This window comes from Streptomyces sp. NPDC048278 (assembly GCF_040652195.1).
In the GTDB taxonomy this organism is placed as follows: domain Bacteria; phylum Actinomycetota; class Actinomycetes; order Streptomycetales; family Streptomycetaceae; genus Streptomyces.
Genome location: NZ_JBEZLP010000022.1, coordinates 78,315 through 94,292, shown reverse-complemented (window position 1 = coordinate 94,292; position 15,978 = coordinate 78,315). Strand labels below are relative to the sequence as shown.

Annotated in this window: 12 protein-coding genes; 7 read left to right on the top strand and 5 right to left on the bottom strand. The window is 72.8% G+C overall.

Annotated elements, in window-relative coordinates; genetic code table 11:
- Window positions 1–19 precede the first annotated feature (19 nt).
- Complete coding sequence (locus AB0D74_RS31925) at window positions 20–916, top strand: AraC family transcriptional regulator (RefSeq protein WP_362594695.1); 897 nt, start codon at window positions 20–22, stop codon at window positions 914–916.
- 80 nt (window positions 917–996) lie between these two features.
- Here the strand turns inward: AB0D74_RS31925 and AB0D74_RS31920 are convergent, their stop codons facing one another.
- Window positions 997–2,406: a glycoside hydrolase family 16 protein gene (locus AB0D74_RS31920; protein WP_362594693.1), complete on the bottom strand. Its 1,410-nt coding sequence runs from the start codon at window positions 2,404–2,406 to the stop codon at window positions 997–999.
- Between the two features lie 188 nt (window positions 2,407–2,594).
- Window positions 2,595–3,842, bottom strand: coding sequence for an Ig-like domain-containing protein (locus AB0D74_RS31915; protein ID WP_362594691.1), 1,248 nt, complete (start codon window positions 3,840–3,842; stop codon window positions 2,595–2,597).
- A gap of 356 nt (window positions 3,843–4,198) precedes the next feature.
- Between AB0D74_RS31915 and AB0D74_RS31910 the strand changes: the two genes are divergently transcribed.
- Both AB0D74_RS31910 and AB0D74_RS31905 read left to right on the top strand, forming a co-directional pair.
- Entirely contained in the window at window positions 4,199–6,868 is a 2,670-nt protein-coding gene (locus AB0D74_RS31910) for an FAD/NAD(P)-binding protein (protein WP_362594689.1), read from the top strand.
- A 319-nt stretch (window positions 6,869–7,187) separates the two neighbouring features.
- Window positions 7,188–8,975, top strand: a complete 1,788-nt coding sequence (locus AB0D74_RS31905; RefSeq protein WP_362594687.1) for a sulfatase-like hydrolase/transferase — start codon at window positions 7,188–7,190, stop codon at window positions 8,973–8,975.
- Between the two features lie 50 nt (window positions 8,976–9,025).
- Here AB0D74_RS31905 and AB0D74_RS31900 read toward each other — a convergent pair whose 3' ends face one another.
- Both AB0D74_RS31900 and AB0D74_RS31895 read right to left on the bottom strand, forming a co-directional pair.
- Entirely contained in the window at window positions 9,026–9,799 is a 774-nt protein-coding gene (locus AB0D74_RS31900) for an IclR family transcriptional regulator (RefSeq protein ID WP_362594685.1), read from the bottom strand.
- The gene (locus AB0D74_RS31895) at window positions 9,796–10,215 is read right to left on the bottom strand and encodes a MarR family transcriptional regulator (RefSeq protein ID WP_362594841.1); all 420 of its coding nucleotides are present in this window, start codon (window positions 10,213–10,215) and stop codon (window positions 9,796–9,798) included. The genes AB0D74_RS31900 and AB0D74_RS31895 overlap by 4 nt, the downstream gene beginning before the upstream one ends.
- Before the next feature lie 230 nt (window positions 10,216–10,445).
- Here AB0D74_RS31895 and AB0D74_RS31890 point away from each other — a divergent pair, with 230 nt between their 5' ends.
- Genes AB0D74_RS31890 through AB0D74_RS31875 form a run of 4 tightly spaced genes read left to right on the top strand, consistent with a single transcriptional unit; the run spans window position 10,446 to window position 14,221 of the window.
- On the top strand, window positions 10,446–11,363 hold the full coding sequence (locus tag AB0D74_RS31890; RefSeq protein ID WP_362594683.1) for an SDR family oxidoreductase: 918 nt from the start codon (window positions 10,446–10,448) through the stop codon (window positions 11,361–11,363).
- Window positions 11,363–12,238 (top strand): amidohydrolase family protein, encoded by an 876-nt coding sequence (locus AB0D74_RS31885; RefSeq protein WP_362594681.1) that lies wholly within the window; start codon window positions 11,363–11,365, stop codon window positions 12,236–12,238. The genes AB0D74_RS31890 and AB0D74_RS31885 overlap by 1 nt, the downstream gene beginning before the upstream one ends.
- 11 nt (window positions 12,239–12,249) lie before the next feature.
- Entirely contained in the window at window positions 12,250–13,752 is a 1,503-nt protein-coding gene (locus AB0D74_RS31880; RefSeq protein ID WP_362594679.1) for a long-chain fatty acid--CoA ligase, read from the top strand.
- 13 nt (window positions 13,753–13,765) lie between these two features.
- Complete coding sequence (locus AB0D74_RS31875) at window positions 13,766–14,221, top strand: MaoC family dehydratase (RefSeq protein WP_362594677.1); 456 nt, start codon at window positions 13,766–13,768, stop codon at window positions 14,219–14,221.
- Between the two features lie 70 nt (window positions 14,222–14,291).
- Here the strand turns inward: AB0D74_RS31875 and AB0D74_RS31870 are convergent, their stop codons facing one another.
- On the bottom strand, window positions 14,292–15,959 hold the full coding sequence (locus tag AB0D74_RS31870) for a histidinol-phosphatase (protein ID WP_362594675.1): 1,668 nt from the start codon (window positions 15,957–15,959) through the stop codon (window positions 14,292–14,294).
- Between the last annotated feature and the right edge of the window lie 19 nt (window positions 15,960–15,978).

The window sequence follows — 15,978 nt, the reverse complement described above, 5'->3', positions numbered from 1 at the left end:
GGGACGGCACGAGAAGGACATGGCGGACAGAACGCCCAACGGGTCAGGCGACGGTGACGGAATCAGAACCTTCCCCTTCCCGGTGGATCTGAGCGTCGGCGGCGTCGGCATCCAGGTCGGCCCCATGGGCACGGAACGCCTGTGGCACGCCGACGCCCCCCTGGAGCGCGTCCACCGCATCGACTTCCACGTGGTCATGCTCTTCACCGAGGGCCCGGTCCGCCACATGATCGACTTCGCCGAGTACGAGGCACACGCCGGCGACCTGCTCTGGATCCGCCCCGGCCAGGTGCACCGCTTCTCACGGACCTGCGAGTACCGCGGAACCGTCCTGACCATGCAGCCCGGCTTCCTGCCCCGGGCCACCGTCGAGGCGACCGGCCTCTACCGCTACGACCTGCCGCCCCTGCTCCGCCCCGACGCCCCGCAGCTCGCCGCGCTCCGGGCGTCGCTCGCCCACCTGCAACGCGAGTACGAGGACACGGCGACCCTCCCCCTGAGCCTGCACACGGCCGTGCTGCGGCACTCCCTGACGGCGTTTCTCCTGCGCCTCGCCCATCTCGCGGCCAGCTCGGCGGAGGCGGCCCGCCGCCAGGCCGACACGACCTTCACCCTCTTCCGGGACGCGGTGGAGAAGGACTTCGCCGCCAACCACAGCGTCAGCGCCTACGCGGACGCCCTCGGTTACTCCCGCCGCACCCTGGTCCGCGCGGTCCGCGCCGCGACCGGCGAGACCCCCAAGGGCTTCATCGACAAGCGGGTCGTCCTGGAGGCCAAACGCCTCCTCGCCCACACGGACCTCCCGACCGGCCGCGTCGGCGCGGCGATCGGCTTCCCGGACGCGGCGAACTTCTCCAAGTTCTTCCACCTGCACACCGGACAGACACCGGTGGCGTTCCGGGCGGAGCTGCGCTGACCCGGAAGGGCCGGGCAGCGCGACGGCGCCGGAGGGGATCCCCCCCCGGCGCCGCCCGCCCGGTTCCGTGTACTCCGGTGTCAGTGACCGAAGTCGAACCAGTTCACGTTCACGAAGTCCGCCGACTGGCCGCTGGAGAAGGTCAGGTAGACGTCGTGGGTGCCCGTCACCGAGCTGATGTTGGCCGGGACCGTCGTCCAGGTCTGCCAGCCGCCGGTGTTGGCCACCGAGAAGCTGCCGACAGGGGCGTTGGAGGGGCTGTCCAGCCGGACCTGGACCAGGCCGCTCACCCCGGAGGCCGCGCCGCTCGCCACTCTCGCGTAGAACTGGGTGGCCGCCGTGGAGCCGAAGTTCACGCCCTTGTAAAGCGCCCAGTCGCCGTTGGCGACGTACCCGATGTCCTGGCCGCCGCCGGTGTCGGTGGTGGTCTCGGCGGTGACGCCGGACTGGCTGTCGTAGGACTCCGCCTGGATGGCGCTGTACGCGTCCCGGTTGCCGGTCGGCGGGGTGGTGGTACCGCTCCCACTGGCCGACAGCACCTGGACGTAGTCCACGACCATCGGGTGGCCGGACTCGGTGGCGCTGGTCGGGCCACCGCCGAACGCGGCCGGGAAGCCGCCGCCCATCGCCACGTTCAGGATCACGAAGAAGCCGTGGTTGGTGGCGTTCGCCCAGGTGGTGGCGTCGACCTGGCTGGCCGTCACCGTCTGGTAGTTGACGCCGTCGACGTAGAAGCGGATCGCCTCGGGGCTCACCGAGCGGTCCCACTCCATCGTGTAGGTGTGGAAGCCGGACTGGCAGGTGGTGTCGGGGCAGGCGGTCGAATTGCCCAGGCCCGTCGTCTCGTTGCAGGGGCCGCCCGGGTTGGTGCCGCAGTGCATGGTCGCCCAGACCTTGTTCAGGCCCTGCACGTTCTCCATGATGTCCAGCTCGCCGACGCTCGGCCAGTTCTGGTAGTTGCCCCGGTAGGGCGCGCCCAGCATCCAGAACGCCGGCCAGTAGCCGAGGGCGGCGTCGCCGGTGACGTTCGGCATCTGGATGCGGGCCTCGACGCGCAGCTTGCCGCCGGCCGGGGGCTGGAAGTCGGTGCGGGTGGTCTCGATCCGGCCCGACGTCCAGTTGCCGGCCGAGTCCCGCACCGGCGTGATCTTCAGGTTGCCGCTGCCGTCCAGGGCGACGTTGGCGGTGGACGAGGTCATCGTCTCGACCTCGCCGGTGCCCCAGTTGGCGGCGCCTCCGGGATACGAGGTCCCGGTGTCGTACTGCCAGTCGGACGTGTTGACGCCGGTGCCGGCGCTGCCGTTGAAGTCGTCGAGGAAGACCTGGCTCCAGCCGGACGGGACGGAGGGTGCCGAGGCGCTTGCGGGCAGGGTGGCGGTCGTGGCGGCTGCGACCGCCAGGCCCATGGTGGCGAGCGCGGCGAGGAGGGCGCGGCGGAACGAGCGCCCCCGTCTGTGGTCCGCGGGGGGTATACCGGAGGTTTCACTCATGGGGGTGCCTCTCGGGTACGGAGGGGGGTGCGCGGGTGGGTCTCCGAGAGCGCCGGGAGTGGCCGAGACCGATTGAGAGCGCTCTCAAAGTGGGCCCAATGTGCTCTCCGTGCCTGCGGCCGTCAAGAGTTAAAACAAAGAATCTCCTTGTTTCACAGGGGAGTTCACGCCCTGAAGCCGGCTGCTCGCTAGACCGCGCTGCCGGCCTTCCAGTCCGCCCAGGACAGGTTCCAGCCGTTGAGGCCGTTGGAGGCCTCGACGGTCTTCTCGCCGGAGTTCCTGACGATCACCACGTCGCCGAGGATCGAGCTGTCGTAGAACTTGTAGCCGTCCACCGAGGAGTCGCTCGCGCCCTTGGCGTCGTGCAGGCCGACACAGCCGTGGCTGGTGTTCTCGTGGCCGAAGACCGAGGTGGACGCCCAGTAGTTGCCGTGCACGAAGGTGCCGGAGGTGGTCAGCCGCTGGGCGTGCGGGACGTCGGAGATGTCGTACTCGTCGCCGAGGCCGACCGTGGAGGACTCCATCCGGGTCTGCTTGAACCGCTCGCTGATCACCATGATCCCGGACCAGGTGGTGTGCTGGGCGTTGCCGCCCGAGACGGGGTAGGTGGCCAGGGTGGCGCCGTCCCGCTTCACGACCATCTCCTTGGTCGACAGGTCGACGGTGGAGATCTGCTCGCGGCCGATGTGGAAGGTGACGTCCTTCGCCTGCACGCCGTAGACGCCGTCCGAGCCCTCCACGTCCTTCAGCTGCAGACTCAGCGTGATCTTGGTGCCCTTCGCCCAGTACGTCTCCGGGCGGAAGTCGAGGCGCGTGTCGCTGAACCAGTGCCCGACGATCTCGACCTCCGGCTCGGCGGTCACGGTGATCGCCTTCTGCACCGCCGCCCGGTCCGCGACCGCGTGCGTGAAGTTGATCGACACCGGCATGCCGACGCCGGAGGTGGAGTCGGCCTCGGGCGTGAAGTAGCCGATGAACGTCTCGCCGGGGGACTTGGTGGTGAAGGTGGCCACCGTCTCGTCGGTGGCGCCCTGCGCCTTCGCCGTCACCGTGTACTTCGTGCCGGAGTACGGGTTCTTCGCCGACGTCCACTTCGTCTTCGCGTCGTTGAAGGTGCCCGCCAGCGTCGACCCGTCGTTGCCCGCGACGGTCACCGAGGCCAGCGTGCCGTCGGCCACCGTGACCTCGACCGGGGTGGTGAAGTCGGCCTTCGCGGTGCCGGAGACGGGCGTGACCGTGATCGTCGCCTTCTTGGTCGCGGACTTCACGGAGGCCGTGGCACCCTTGCCGCCGGTGGTGGCCGAGGCGTCCGCGGAGGAACTGCATCCGGCCAGCGCCGCCCCCGCGGGCACCGCGCCGAGAACCGCGAGGATCCCGCGCCGGGACCACTTCCCCGGCTGCCGTCCGGACCCGTTCGATATGTGCTGGACGCCCACGACACGCCTTCCTGACTTGTCCACCTGTGTCAGGGCATCCTGCGCCGGTTGTATGGGTGGCTCCTTTGAATCACGGGGGTGCCCGCTGAGATTCCGATGAGGAGCCGGAGCCCACCCTGCGCGGTCACGGTCAATCCGGCGCGGACCGGGGCGAGTCGGCCGGAACCCGGGTTGCCCCGCCCGCCGATCGTGAACAGAGTATGAACGCCCGACCGGCGGCCTGAGTTTCCGGTGAGATCACCTGCCCGGCCTGGCTTCCCCACCTGCCCGATCGGAATAGTTCGGAATAGTTCGGAACAGTGCAGAGCAGTTCGGAACAGTGCAGAACCAGTAGGCCGACCCGCCGGAGGTATTCCGTGACCGACGTCCGCAAGCGGCACAACGTGGCCATCGTGGGAGCAGGGGCGGCGGGCACCCTCACCGCCGTCCAGCTCTGCGAGACGGCGCACCGCCGCCGGACTCCGCTCGACCTCGTCCTGATCGACCCGGCCCCGGAGGCGGGCCGCGGCACCGCCTACGCCACCCGCGACCCCCGGCACCGGCTCAACGTGCCCGCCGGCAACATGAGCGCCTACCCGGACGACCCCGGGCACTTCGTCCGCTGGCTCTGCCGGCACGGCGAACCCGCCGTCACCGGCGCCGACTTCGCCACGCGTTACCGCTACGGCGCCTACCTCGCCGACACCCTCGGCCAGGCCGTCGTCCGCGCCCACGGCACGGTCGCCGTGCGCCGGCTGCGCACCCTCGCGGAGAGCTGTACCGGCACCCCCGACGGCCGGGTGGCACTCCACCTCGCCGACGGGGGACCCCTCGCGGTGGACAGCGCGGTCCTGGCCACCGGCCCCGCCGCGGCGAGTGCCGGCTGGGCCCCGCCCGCCCTGCGCACCTCGCCCCGTTTCATCGCCGCCCCGTGGGTGCCGGACGCCCTGGACCCGGTCCGGGACAGCCCCGACGACGTCCTCCTGGTGGGCACCGGCCTGACCGCCGTCGACCTCGCCCTCACCCTCGACCGCCCCGGCCGCACCGTGCACGCCCTCTCCCGCAGCGGGCTGCTGCCCCAGCCGCACGCCCTCGGCCCGGCCGGCACCATGCCCGCCCCCGACGGCCTCGACGACACCTCGCTCGGCCGGCTCCGGCGCGCCGTCTACCGCCACGTGAGCCGCTCGGTACGCACCCACGGCGACTGGCGCCCCGGCCTGGACAGCCTCCGCCCGCACACCGCCCGGCTGTGGCGCAGCCTCACCCCCGAGGAGCGCGAGGAGTTCCTGGCCCGCGAGGGCGCCCTGTGGAACACCCACCGCCACCGCATGGCCCCCGCCACCGCCGAACACGTCTCCCGCGCCCGCACCGCTCGGCGCCTGCACGTCCGCACCGGCACCGTCGCCCGCGTCTCGGCCGCCGAGGACGGCTCCCTCGCCGTCGAGTTGTCCGACGGGCAGGTGCTGCACGTCGGTTGGGTGATCGACTGCACCGGACCCGGCCGCCGCCCCGACAGCCCGCTGTGGCAGGCCCTGTTCACCGCCGGTCTGGCCGCCCCCGGCCCGCTGGGCATGGGCGTGGCCACCCGCGAAGGACAGCTCGCCGACGTCCGGGGCCGCCTCGCCGGACCCCTGTTCACGCTCGGTGCCCCGCGCCGGGGCGAGTTGTGGGAGACCACGGCGATCCCCGAGATCCGCGTCCAGGCCGCCGAACTGGCCCAGCGGCTGCTGCCGTTCCCGGAGCGCCGGCGCGGCGCGCGGCGGCCGGCCGACGGGCAGGGGCTGCCCCTGTCCACGCACGCCGAGGCCGCCGCGGCGTACCGCAGCGGCCTGGACCGGGTGCTCAAGGTGCGCTCCGGCGCCGAGGACGCCTTCGCCCGCGCGGTCGCCCTGGACCCCGGCTTCGCCCTCGGCCACGCGGCCCTCGCCCTGCTGGGCCACGAGTGCGCCGCCGCCGTCGACGTGCCGCGCGCCCTCGCCGACGCCCAGCGCAGCGCCCGCGAACGCGCGGACGACCGCGAGCGGTCCTTCGTGGACGTGATCACCCGCCGGGTGACCGGCGACGACGGCGACGAGGCGCTCGTACGGCACCTGCGCGGGCACCGGGGCGACGCGCTGGCGCTCGCGGCGGCCGTGCCGACCATCGCGTTCTCCGGGGTCAGCGACCTCCAGGACGACGACGCCCTCCGGCTGCTCGACCTGACCTCGCCCGCGTACGACGGGCACTGGTTCCACACCTCGCTGCTGGCCTTCCTGCGCCAGGAGCAGGGCCGGCTGCACGAGGCGGGCGAGCTGGCCCACCGCGCGCTGGCCGCCGAGCCGGCCTCCGGGCACGCGGTGCACGCCCTGGCGCACGTCCACTACGAGTCCGGGGCGCACGAGGCGGGCCGGGACTGGCTCGACGGCTGGGTGTCCGGACGCGGCCGGGGCGCGGTGCACCGGGCGCACTTCTCCTGGCACATCGCCCTGCACGAACTCGCCCTGGACGACCCGGCCGCCGTCCGCCGGCGGTGGTTCGCGCAGCTCGCGCCGGGCCGGGTGGTGAGCGGGGTGCGGGCCCTGGTCGACTCCGGTTCGCTGCTGTGGCGGGCCCGGATGAGCGACAGCTGGCGGGGTGACCTCCCGGTCGCGGGGGTGCTGGAGGCCGTGGAACGCGACGTACTGGAGCGCCCGCAGACCGCGTTCACCGCCCTGCACGCGGCCGTGGCCCTCACCGCCGCCGGGGACCTGGCCGCGCTGCGCCGGCTGCGCGACCACGCGGCCGGCGCCGACAAGGTGCAGCGCGAGGTGGTCGTCCCGCTGTGCGAGGCGTTCGCCGCGCTCGTCGAGGAGCGGTTCCACGAGGCGGCCCGGGGCCTCGACGCGCTGCTGCCGGTGCTGCGCCGGGTCGGCGGCAGCGCGGCCCAGCGGGAGGTGGTGGAGGAGACCCTCCTGTACGCCCTGGTGTCGGACGGGCGGGGCGAGGCGGCCCGGCGGCTGCTGGACGCCCGCCTCGACCGCACCCGGGCCCCACGCGACCGACGACTGCGCGCGGGACTGGCCTCCTGAGCGACCGGGACCCGGGGCCGGGGCCGTCTCAGCGTCGGCTCGGCGCTGCGCGCCCTGCGGCCCCTGCGGCCCCTGCGGCCCCTGCGTCCTGGCGTGTCCCGCGCGGGGCGCCCGAACCGGCACCCGTGTGAGCGCGCCCCGCATCCGTCTGTGATCATTCTGACGTCGTGGAGCGGGAACCTCCGAGCCCGGAATTCCCTCTCACGAGTCGAGTCACGACTCGAAACAGAGCGTTCACAGCGTGTGCATGGTCCTGGGCCGACGGCCGTGACCACCATCGGTCCAGGACCACGCGCAGTCGTCACACCGGGGGACCCGTATGCCCAGCCGCCGCCGCTTCCTCACCGGGGCCGCCGCCGCGCCCGTCGCGCTCGCCGCGGTCGCGGGGTGCGAGGACGGCGACGCGGCGCAGCCGGCCGCCGGGCATCCCGGGCCCACCGTCAAGCCCGCCGTCGCGGCACCGGCCGCGCAGCACCCGTCGAACCGGCCCAACTTCGTCGTGATCCTCGCCGACGACCTCGGCTACGGCGAACTCGGCTCCTACGGCCAGCAGTTGATGCACACTCCGCGCCTGGACTCGCTCGCTGCCGAGGGGCTGCGCTTCACCCAGGCCTACGCGCCCGCCCCGGTCTGCGCGCCCTCGCGCTGCTCGATGCTGACCGGCCTGCACGGCGGGCACGCGACCGTGCGCACCAACCCGTGGGGACCCGGCGGCCAGGGCGCCCTCACCGAGAAGGACTTCACGTTCGCGGAGGCGCTCAGGGCGCTCGGCTACCGCACCGGCCTGATCGGCAAGTGGGGCTTCGGACCCAACGCCCCGGACCAGCCGAGCCACCCCAACGCCCGTGGTTTCGAGGAGTTCTACGGCTACCTCACCCACCACCACGCCCACGACTACTTCCCCGACTACCTGTGGCACAACGGCACCCGCGAGGAGATCCCGGCCAACAAGGGCGGTGCCCAGCAGGTCTACGCCCCCGACCTCATCTCCGAGCGCGCCCTCGGCTTCCTGCACACCCACCGCGACGAGCCGTTCCTGCTCTACCTCGCCCCGACCGTGCCGCACGCCCCCAGCAAGGACCCGCACGTCGGGTCGTACGCCGACCGCCCCTGGACCGGGCCGAACAAGCGGCACGCGGCCCAGGTGACCACCTTCGACACCCTGGTCGGCGACGTCACCGACAAGCTCACCGCGCTCGGCCTCGCCGACGACACCGTCGTCCTCGTCACCAGCGACAACGGGCCGCACGAGGAGGCGGGCACCGACCCCGACCTCTTCGACGGCAACGGCCCGCTGCGCGGCTACAAGCGGAACCTGTACGAGGGCGGCATCCGCGTCCCGTTCATCGCCTGGTCCCCGCGGCACGTCAAGGCCGGCACCACCGACCGGCCCACCCCGCTCACCGACCTGCTGCCCACCCTCGCCGAGCTCGCGGGCGCGCCCGCCCCCGCGGACGTGGACGGCCTCTCCCTCGCCCCGCTGCTGCGCGGCTCCACCGATGCCGCCCGCCACGACAGCCTCTACTTCTACCGCAACCACAACGGTGTCACCGCCCGCCAGAACGCGGTCGACCACGGCCGTGGCGACCGGCTCGCCGAAGCCCTGCGGCAGGGCGACCTCAAGGCGATCCGGTTCGCGCCCGGCCAGAGCCGCCGCGTCCCGGACGACCAGTGGGACGTGGAGCTCTACGACCTCGCCCGGGACCCCGGCGAGGAGCACGACCTGGCCGCCGCCCGGCCGGCCCGGGCGGACGCGCTGGTGAAACTGATGCACGCGTCCTGGGCGCCGGTGTACCCGCGCAGCCCCTTCGGCGTGACCCTCGAAGTCAGCGGCCCGGAACCGGAGTTCACGGTGACCGCCACGCTCGCCAACGGCTCGGCGCGCCCCTGGAACGCCGCCCGGCTCGCCCTCGACATCCCGAGCGGCTGGACCGCCCACGCCCGGGACACGGCCACCGCGCCCCGCCTGGACCCCGGCGAACGCCTCACGGTCCGCTGGCGCCTCACCCGCCCCCAGGTCTCCACCGCCACGACCCTCACCTGCCGGGGCACGGCCCACCACGGGGACGACGAGGTGACCTACACGGCCACGGCGACGGTCGGCTGACCGGCCCCGCCCCGGGGCCGTCCGCCGCACCGGCTCCGGCAGTCAGGGCTCTACAGGGGCCGGGCCGCCGTCGGGTCCGGCTGCCAGCCCAGTGCCCGGGAGATCCCGCGGGCCGCCAGCCGTACCGCCGGGACCAGTACCGGCACCTGGGCGTCGGCCTCGGGTACCACCACGGAGACGGCCGCGACCACCTGTCCGGTGGCCCCGCGCACCGGCGCCGCCACCGACAGCGCGTCGTCGGTCACCTGACGGCTGCTCACCGCGGCACCGGTGCGCCGGACTTCGGCCAGGGAGCGGCGCAACCGGGCCGGATCCGTGACGGTGTACGGCGTGAAGGACGCCAACCCGCCCGCGCAGTAGTCCTGCTGGAAGCCGGGCGCCTCGTGCGCGAGCAGGGCGAGCCCCACCCCGGTCGCGTGCAGGGGCCAGCGGGCGCCCACCCGGATGTGCACGCCCACCGCCGAACGCCCCGACAGCCACTCGATGTAGACGACGTCCGACCCGTCCCGCACCGCCAGCTGCACGTTCTCGTGCGTCGCCTCGTACAGGTCCTCCAGGTAGGGCAGCGCGATCTGGCGCAGCGCGAGACCGCGCGGTGCCAGCGCGGCCAGCTCCCAGAGCCGCAGCCCCACGTGGTAGAACCCGTCCGCGTCCCGTTCCAGCGCGCCCCAGGCGGTCAGCGCGCCGACCAGACGGTGCGCGGTGGTGAGGGTGAGCCCGGCCCGGCGGCCGATGTCCGTCAGGCTCAGCGCCGGATGCCCGTGGTCGAACGCGGCCAGGACCGCGAGCAGCCGGTCGGGTGCGGAGCGGGCGGCGGTGGTCATGGCCGGTCGGCGACGCGCAGCAGCAGGGCGTGGAGTGCCGCCCGCTCGGCGGGGTCGAGCGGGTCGAGGAGTTCGTTGGTCACGCGCCGGCCCGCCTCGTTGGTGTCCCGCAGGAACGCCCGGCCGGCCTCGGTCAGGACGACGATCCGGCTGCGGCGGTCGTCGGGGGCGGGGCGCCGCTCGGCGAAGCCCAGCTTCTCCAGGTCGTCGACCAGGCCGACGATCGCGCTCGGGTCGTAGCCGAGCCGGGTGCTCAGCTCCCGCTGGAGCGAGCCCGCCGAACCGGCCAGGAAGCGCAGCACCGCGTAGTGGCGCAGCCGCAGCCCCGACTCCTGGAGGAAGGTGTTGAAGACCTGCCCCGAGCGCAGCCCCAGGCGGTACAGCAGGTAGCCGGTGTCCGCGTGCAGCCCGCGCATCCACGGCTCGTCCGCGTCGATCGAGGTCGGGTTCTCGGTGTGCTGGCGGGTGATGGCGGTCTCCCTGGTCCGGGCCCCGGCGGCGGGGCGGTCTGTGGGACAGATTCCAGCATGAGGCACCCGTGGGTCGACAACAACTATTGACGACAACAATTATTGCTCTTAGCTTCGATCTCGAAAGCCGCAGGTGGCCCCACGGGCCGCCGCCGTCGTCTGCGAAGGGACCGACCGTGCCCACCATCGATCTCACCGGCAAGGCCGCCGTCGTCACCGGCAGTGGCCGGGGCCTCGGCCTCGCCTACGCCCACGCCCTCGCCGCCCACGGCGCCTCGGTGGTCGTCAACGACGTGGACGAGACCGTCGCCGAGCAGGCAGTGAAGTCCATCACCGCGGCCGGCGGCACCGCCGTCGCCGAGGTGGTCCCGGTCGGCACCGCCGAGGCCGCGGACCGGCTCGTGAACCGGGCCGTCGAGGAGTTCGGCGGCATCGACATCCTGGTCACCAACGCGGGCATCCTGCGCGACAAGGTGCTGTGGAAGATGACCGACGACGACTTCGACGCCGTGCTCACCACCCACCTCAAGGGCACCTTCACCTGCGCCCGCGCCGCCGCCGTCCGGATGCGCGAACAGGGCGGGGGCGGCACCCTGATCCTGGTCGGCTCCCCGGCAGGACAGCGCGGCAACTTCGGCCAGACCAACTACTCCGCCGCCAAGGCCGGCATCGCCGCGATGGCCCGCACCTGGTCGATGGAGCTGGGCCGGGCCGGGATCACCGTCAACGCGATCGTCCCGGTGGCCGCCACCGCCATGACCGAGACCATCCCCGCCTTCGCGCCGTACATCGAGGCCATGCGCAACGGCGAGCCGCTCCCGGGCTTCCTGCGCAAGGGCGAGGGCTTCGGCACCCCCGAGGACTGCGCGGCCCTCGTCCCCTTCCTCGCCTCCGAGGCCGCCCGGGGCATCACCGGCCAGGCCATCGGCATCGGCGGCGACAAGGTGGCACTCTGGTCGCATCCGCAGGAGATCAGCGCGGCCTACGCCGACGGCGGCTGGACCCCGGAAACCCTGGCCGACGCCTTCCCCACCTCGGTCGGCGCCGAACTCCAGACGGTCGGCATCCCGGCGCCCAAGCTTCCGGAGGCGTGATGGACATCGAGACCCTCACCGCGATCGACGTCCACACGCACGCCGAGGTCTCCTCCCGCGGGCACTCCTCCCTCGACGACGACCTGCACGACGCCTCCGCCGCCTATTTCAAGGTCGAGGGGAAGCGGAAGCCGACGATCGAGGAGACGGCCGCCTACTACCGGGAGCGGAACATGGCCGCCGTGATCTTCACGGTGGACGCCGAGTCCGCGACCGGCACCGCGCCCGTCCGCAACGAGGAGGTCGCCGAGGCCGCCGCCGCCAACGCCGACGTCCTGATCCCCTTCGCCTCCGTCGACCCCTTCCGCGGCAAGGCCGGCATCCGGCAGGCCCGCCGTCTGGTCGAGGAGTACGGGGTCAAGGGCTTCAAGTTCCACCCCAGCATCCAGGGGTTCTTCCCGAACGACCGCGCGGTGGCCTACGGCCTCTACGAGGTGATCGAGGAGACCGGCGCCATCGCCCTCTTCCACACCGGCCAGACCGGCATCGGCGCCGGCGTCCCGGGCGGCGGCGGGATCCGGCTGAAGTACAGCAACCCGCTGCACGTGGACGACGTGGCGGCCGACTTCCCGCACCTGAAGATCATCCTGGCGCACCCGTCGTTCCCCTGGCAGGACGAGGCCCTCGCGGTCGCCACGCACAAGCCGGGCGTGCACATCGACCTGTCCGGCTGGTCGCCGAAGTACTTCCCGCCGCAGCTGGTGCAGTACGCCAACACGCTGCTCAAGGACAAGGTCCTGTTCGGCTCCGACTTCCCCGTCCTCACCCCCGACCGGTGGCTCGCCGACTTCGCGAAGCTGCCGATCAAGGACGAGGTCCGGCCGAAGATCCTCAAGGAGAACGCCGCCCGCCTGCTCGGGCTGACCAAGCCATAAGGGGGCCGCAGATGCGCAACGAGGGACTGGGGTCATGGCCCGCACGCCGGGCCCGCAAGACCCCGCACCGCACGGCACTGATCTCCGGCGGGCAGCCGACCGACTACGCCACCCTGCACGCCCGCACCACCCGCCTGGCCCACGCCCTGCGCGCCCTGGGCATCCGCCGCGGCGACCGCGTCGCCTACCTCGGCCCCAACCACCCCGCCTACCTGGAGACCCTGTTCGCGGCCGGCGTCCTCGGCGCGGTCTTCGTCCCCCTCAACACCCGCCTGGCCGGCCCCGAGATCGCCTACCAGCTCGGCGACTCCGGCGCCAGGGCCCTCCTCTACGGCCCCTCGCACGCCGGACTCGTCGCGGGCCTGCCCGGCACCACCGACGTCCGGACGTACGTCGAGGTCGGCCCGGAGTACGAGGAGCTGCTGTCGGCCGCGCCCGACGACCCGATCGACGAACCGGTCGCCCCCGACGACACCTGCATCATCATGTACACCTCGGGGACGACCGGCCGCCCCAAGGGCGCGATGCTCACGCACGCCAACCTGACCTGGAACGCGTTCAACGTCCTGGTCGACACCGACCTGATCGCCGACGAACGCGCCCTCGTCTCGGCGCCGCTGTTCCACACGGCGGGCCTGAACATGCTCACCCTGCCGGTCCTCCTGAAGGGCGGCACCTGCGTCCTGGTCGAGGCCTTCGACCCGGAGGCGACCCTCGACCTGATCGAACGGCACCGGATCACCTTCATGTTCGGCGTCCCGACGATGTTCGAGCAGGTGGCCAGGCACCCGCGCTGGGCCGACGCGGACCTGTCCTCCCTCCGCATCCTGACCTGCGGCGGCTCCCCGGTCCCGACGCCCCTGATCGCCGCGTACCAGGAGCGCGGCCTGACCTTCCTCCAGGGCTACGGCATGACGGAGGCGTCCCCCGGCACGCTGTTCCTCGACGCCGAGCACGCCATCAGCAAGGCGGGCTCGGCCGGTGTGCCGCACTTCTTCAGCGACGTACGGGTCGTGCGGCCCGACCTGACCCCGGTCGAGGCCGGCGAGCCCGGCGAGATCACGGTCCGCGGACCCCACGTCATGCCCGGCTACTGGGGCCTGCCGGAGGAGACCGCGGCCTCCTTCGCGGACGGCTGGTTCCGCAGCGGGGACGCGGCCACGGTCGACGAGGACGGCTACGTCTTCGTCGTCGACCGCCTCAAGGACATGATCATCTCCGGCGGCGAGAACGTCTACCCCGCCGAGATCGAGGACCTGCTCCTCGCCCACCCCGACATCGTGGAGTGCGCGGTCATCGGCGTACCGGACGACAAGTGGGGCGAGGTGCCGCGCGCGGTGGTCGTGCCCCGCGAGGGCACCGTCCTCGACCCCGACCAGGTGCTCGCCTCGCTGGCCGGGCGGCTCGCCAAGTACAAGCTCCCCAAATCGGTGGTGCTCGCCGACGAACTCCCGCGCACCGCCTCCGGAAAGCTCCTCAAGTCCCGGGTGCGCAAGCGCTACGGCAACCAGTAAGGAACGGAACCCCATGGGCATCACCGTCAACGGCCTCGACGAACTGAAGAAGCTCGCCGGCGGCGACCTCGGCACCAGCGACTGGATCGAGGTCACCCAGGACCGCATCGACACCTTCGCCGACGCGACCGGCGACCACCAGTGGATCCACGTCGACCCGGAGCGCGCGGCCGAGGGCCCGTTCGGCGCCCCGATCGCGCACGGCTACCTGACCCTGTCGCTGTTCATCCCCCTGTTCACCGAACTCCTCGACGTCCAGGGCGTCACCACGAAGGTCAACTACGGCCTGAACAAGGTCCGTTTCCCGTCCCCGGTGAAGGTCGGCTCCCGCATCCGGCTGGCCGCCCGGCTCACGGAGGTCGAGGACGTGCCGGGCGGCGTGCAGATCGCCGTCGACGGGACGATCGAGATCGAGGGCGGTGCGAAGCCCGCGGCCGTGCTGCAGAGCCTGTCGCGGTTCTACGCGTAGTGGGGAACTGCGGGCCGGTGGGGGCCGGTCGCGCAGTTCCCCGCGCCCCTGACGGGGCGCTTCACTCAGCTCAGTTCATCACGTCCACGAAGACCGGGTTCGAGTAGAACCAGGTGTCCGCCCACGGGTCGCCGTTGCCCGGCTCGTGCGGGATCGGGCCGTGCGGGTCGATCGACGCGCCCAGGTAGCCCGCGCCGTTGCGCTTGCCGTCGCTGCCGCGCAGCCGGACGTAGAACGACTCGTCGCCCGCGGTGACCGGGAAGCGGAGCGTGTACGTGCCCTTGCGGCCGGAGACGTCCTTCGTCCGGACGACCCTGGTGTCCGGCGCCTGCCAGGTGTCGCGGTCGGCGACCGGACCGCGCACCGCGCCCCGGATGACGTCGACGTGCGCCAGCTGGGGCAGGATGCCGTGGGTGTTGGCCCTCGACGCGCTCGTCACCGTCACCTCGAGGGTGAGGCGCTCGCCCTTGCGGACCCGCAGCCGCCCGCCGAGGGTGACGCCCCGGCCGTGGTCGCAGTCCCGCTTCAGCCGGACGTCGAGGCCGTCCAGCAGGTGGCCGTGGTCCAGCCAGACCCGGCCCGCGCGAAGACCCGCCATCACCGCGCGGTAGCCGTACCCGGTGACGCCGACATGGGTGCGGCTGAACTCGCCGGGCCAGAAGTCGGAGCCGGGCTGCGTGGTGTCGGTGTCGACCGGGTCGGGCAGCTTGCCGGTGTTGTCGAAGTTCTGCCCGGCCGGCCAGTCGCCGTTCTTCCAGGTGTCGAAGACCGTGCGATGGTTGTCGGAGTTGGTGGTGATCGTGAACAGGCGGCCCTCGGAGAGCATCGCGTCCCACAGGCCGCCGACCGTCGCGGTCGCCCAGTCGAAACCGCCGTACGTGACGTAGGCGCCCGCGGGGAAGCCCGCCCAGGACTGGGCCGACTGGCTGTTCTGGTACTCGCCGCGGATCGCGTTCGTACCGCCCCAGCCCGGGATCGCCGCGCCCTGGGCGCCGGGCGCGCCCTCCATGCCGATCATGATCTCGGAGGCCGCGTCCCGCCAGTTGCGGATCTCGTGCGGGGAGTCGATGCCGAGCCGCAGCGGGTGGTTGGCGAGGACGAGGACGTCGTCCACGTAGCCGGTGCGGCGCTGCTCGGCCAGCCACTGGATGGCCTTGACGGCGTGCGCCTCGTTGCGGGCGGTGTCCGTGGCGCCGGCCGAGCCCTCGGTGTAGCCGAGGAGCTTGCCGTCGTAGGCCAGCTCGAACTGCGTGAGCAGGTCGGTCTCGTGCGGTCCCGGCGCGGCGAAGACCGTGCAGTGCTCGGCGGCCGGGATGTACCACTCCAGGCCCTGGAAGATCAGCTGGCGCGGGTTCTCGGCACGCGCCTTCAGGATCTCGGCGTGCTCCATCTTCGCGCCGTAGTAGGCGTGCCCGAAGTTGGAGTGCTCGTTGAACACCATCCAGTCCAGGCCGTACTTGGCGGCGGCCCGGGCCTGCTGGGAGAACGTGTACTTGGCGTCGTGGCTGTACACGGAGTGCACGTGGTGGTCGCCGACCAGGTAGGCGAGGCGCGGGTCCTCGCCGCCCAGGCCGCGGCCGGACGCGGCGAACGCGGGGGTGGCCGCGGAGCCGAGCGCGAACGCGGCGCCGAACAGGCCCGCGCGGCGCAGGAGTCCACGCCTCGACATGCCCTGGGCGTCCAGGTCGGCGGGGGAGACGGCAGGGTCGGCCCAGGTGGGCAGCTGCTGCTCGGTCATGAAGATGATCCTCGTAACG

Coding starts and splice junctions, on each gene's coding strand:
- AB0D74_RS31900 (WP_362594685.1), bottom strand. CDS start 9,799: ATGACCACCGCCGCCCGCTCCGCACCCGACCGGCTGCTCGCGGTCCTG.
- AB0D74_RS31905 (WP_362594687.1), top strand. CDS start 7,188: ATGCCCAGCCGCCGCCGCTTCCTCACCGGGGCCGCCGCCGCGCCCGTC.
- AB0D74_RS31875 (WP_362594677.1), top strand. CDS start 13,766: ATGGGCATCACCGTCAACGGCCTCGACGAACTGAAGAAGCTCGCCGGC.
- AB0D74_RS31870 (WP_362594675.1), bottom strand. CDS start 15,959: ATGACCGAGCAGCAGCTGCCCACCTGGGCCGACCCTGCCGTCTCCCCC.
- AB0D74_RS31895 (WP_362594841.1), bottom strand. CDS start 10,215: ATGCGCGGGCTGCACGCGGACACCGGCTACCTGCTGTACCGCCTGGGG.
- AB0D74_RS31925 (WP_362594695.1), top strand. CDS start 20: ATGGCGGACAGAACGCCCAACGGGTCAGGCGACGGTGACGGAATCAGA.
- AB0D74_RS31920 (WP_362594693.1), bottom strand. CDS start 2,406: ATGAGTGAAACCTCCGGTATACCCCCCGCGGACCACAGACGGGGGCGC.
- AB0D74_RS31885 (WP_362594681.1), top strand. CDS start 11,363: ATGGACATCGAGACCCTCACCGCGATCGACGTCCACACGCACGCCGAG.
- AB0D74_RS31880 (WP_362594679.1), top strand. CDS start 12,250: ATGCGCAACGAGGGACTGGGGTCATGGCCCGCACGCCGGGCCCGCAAG.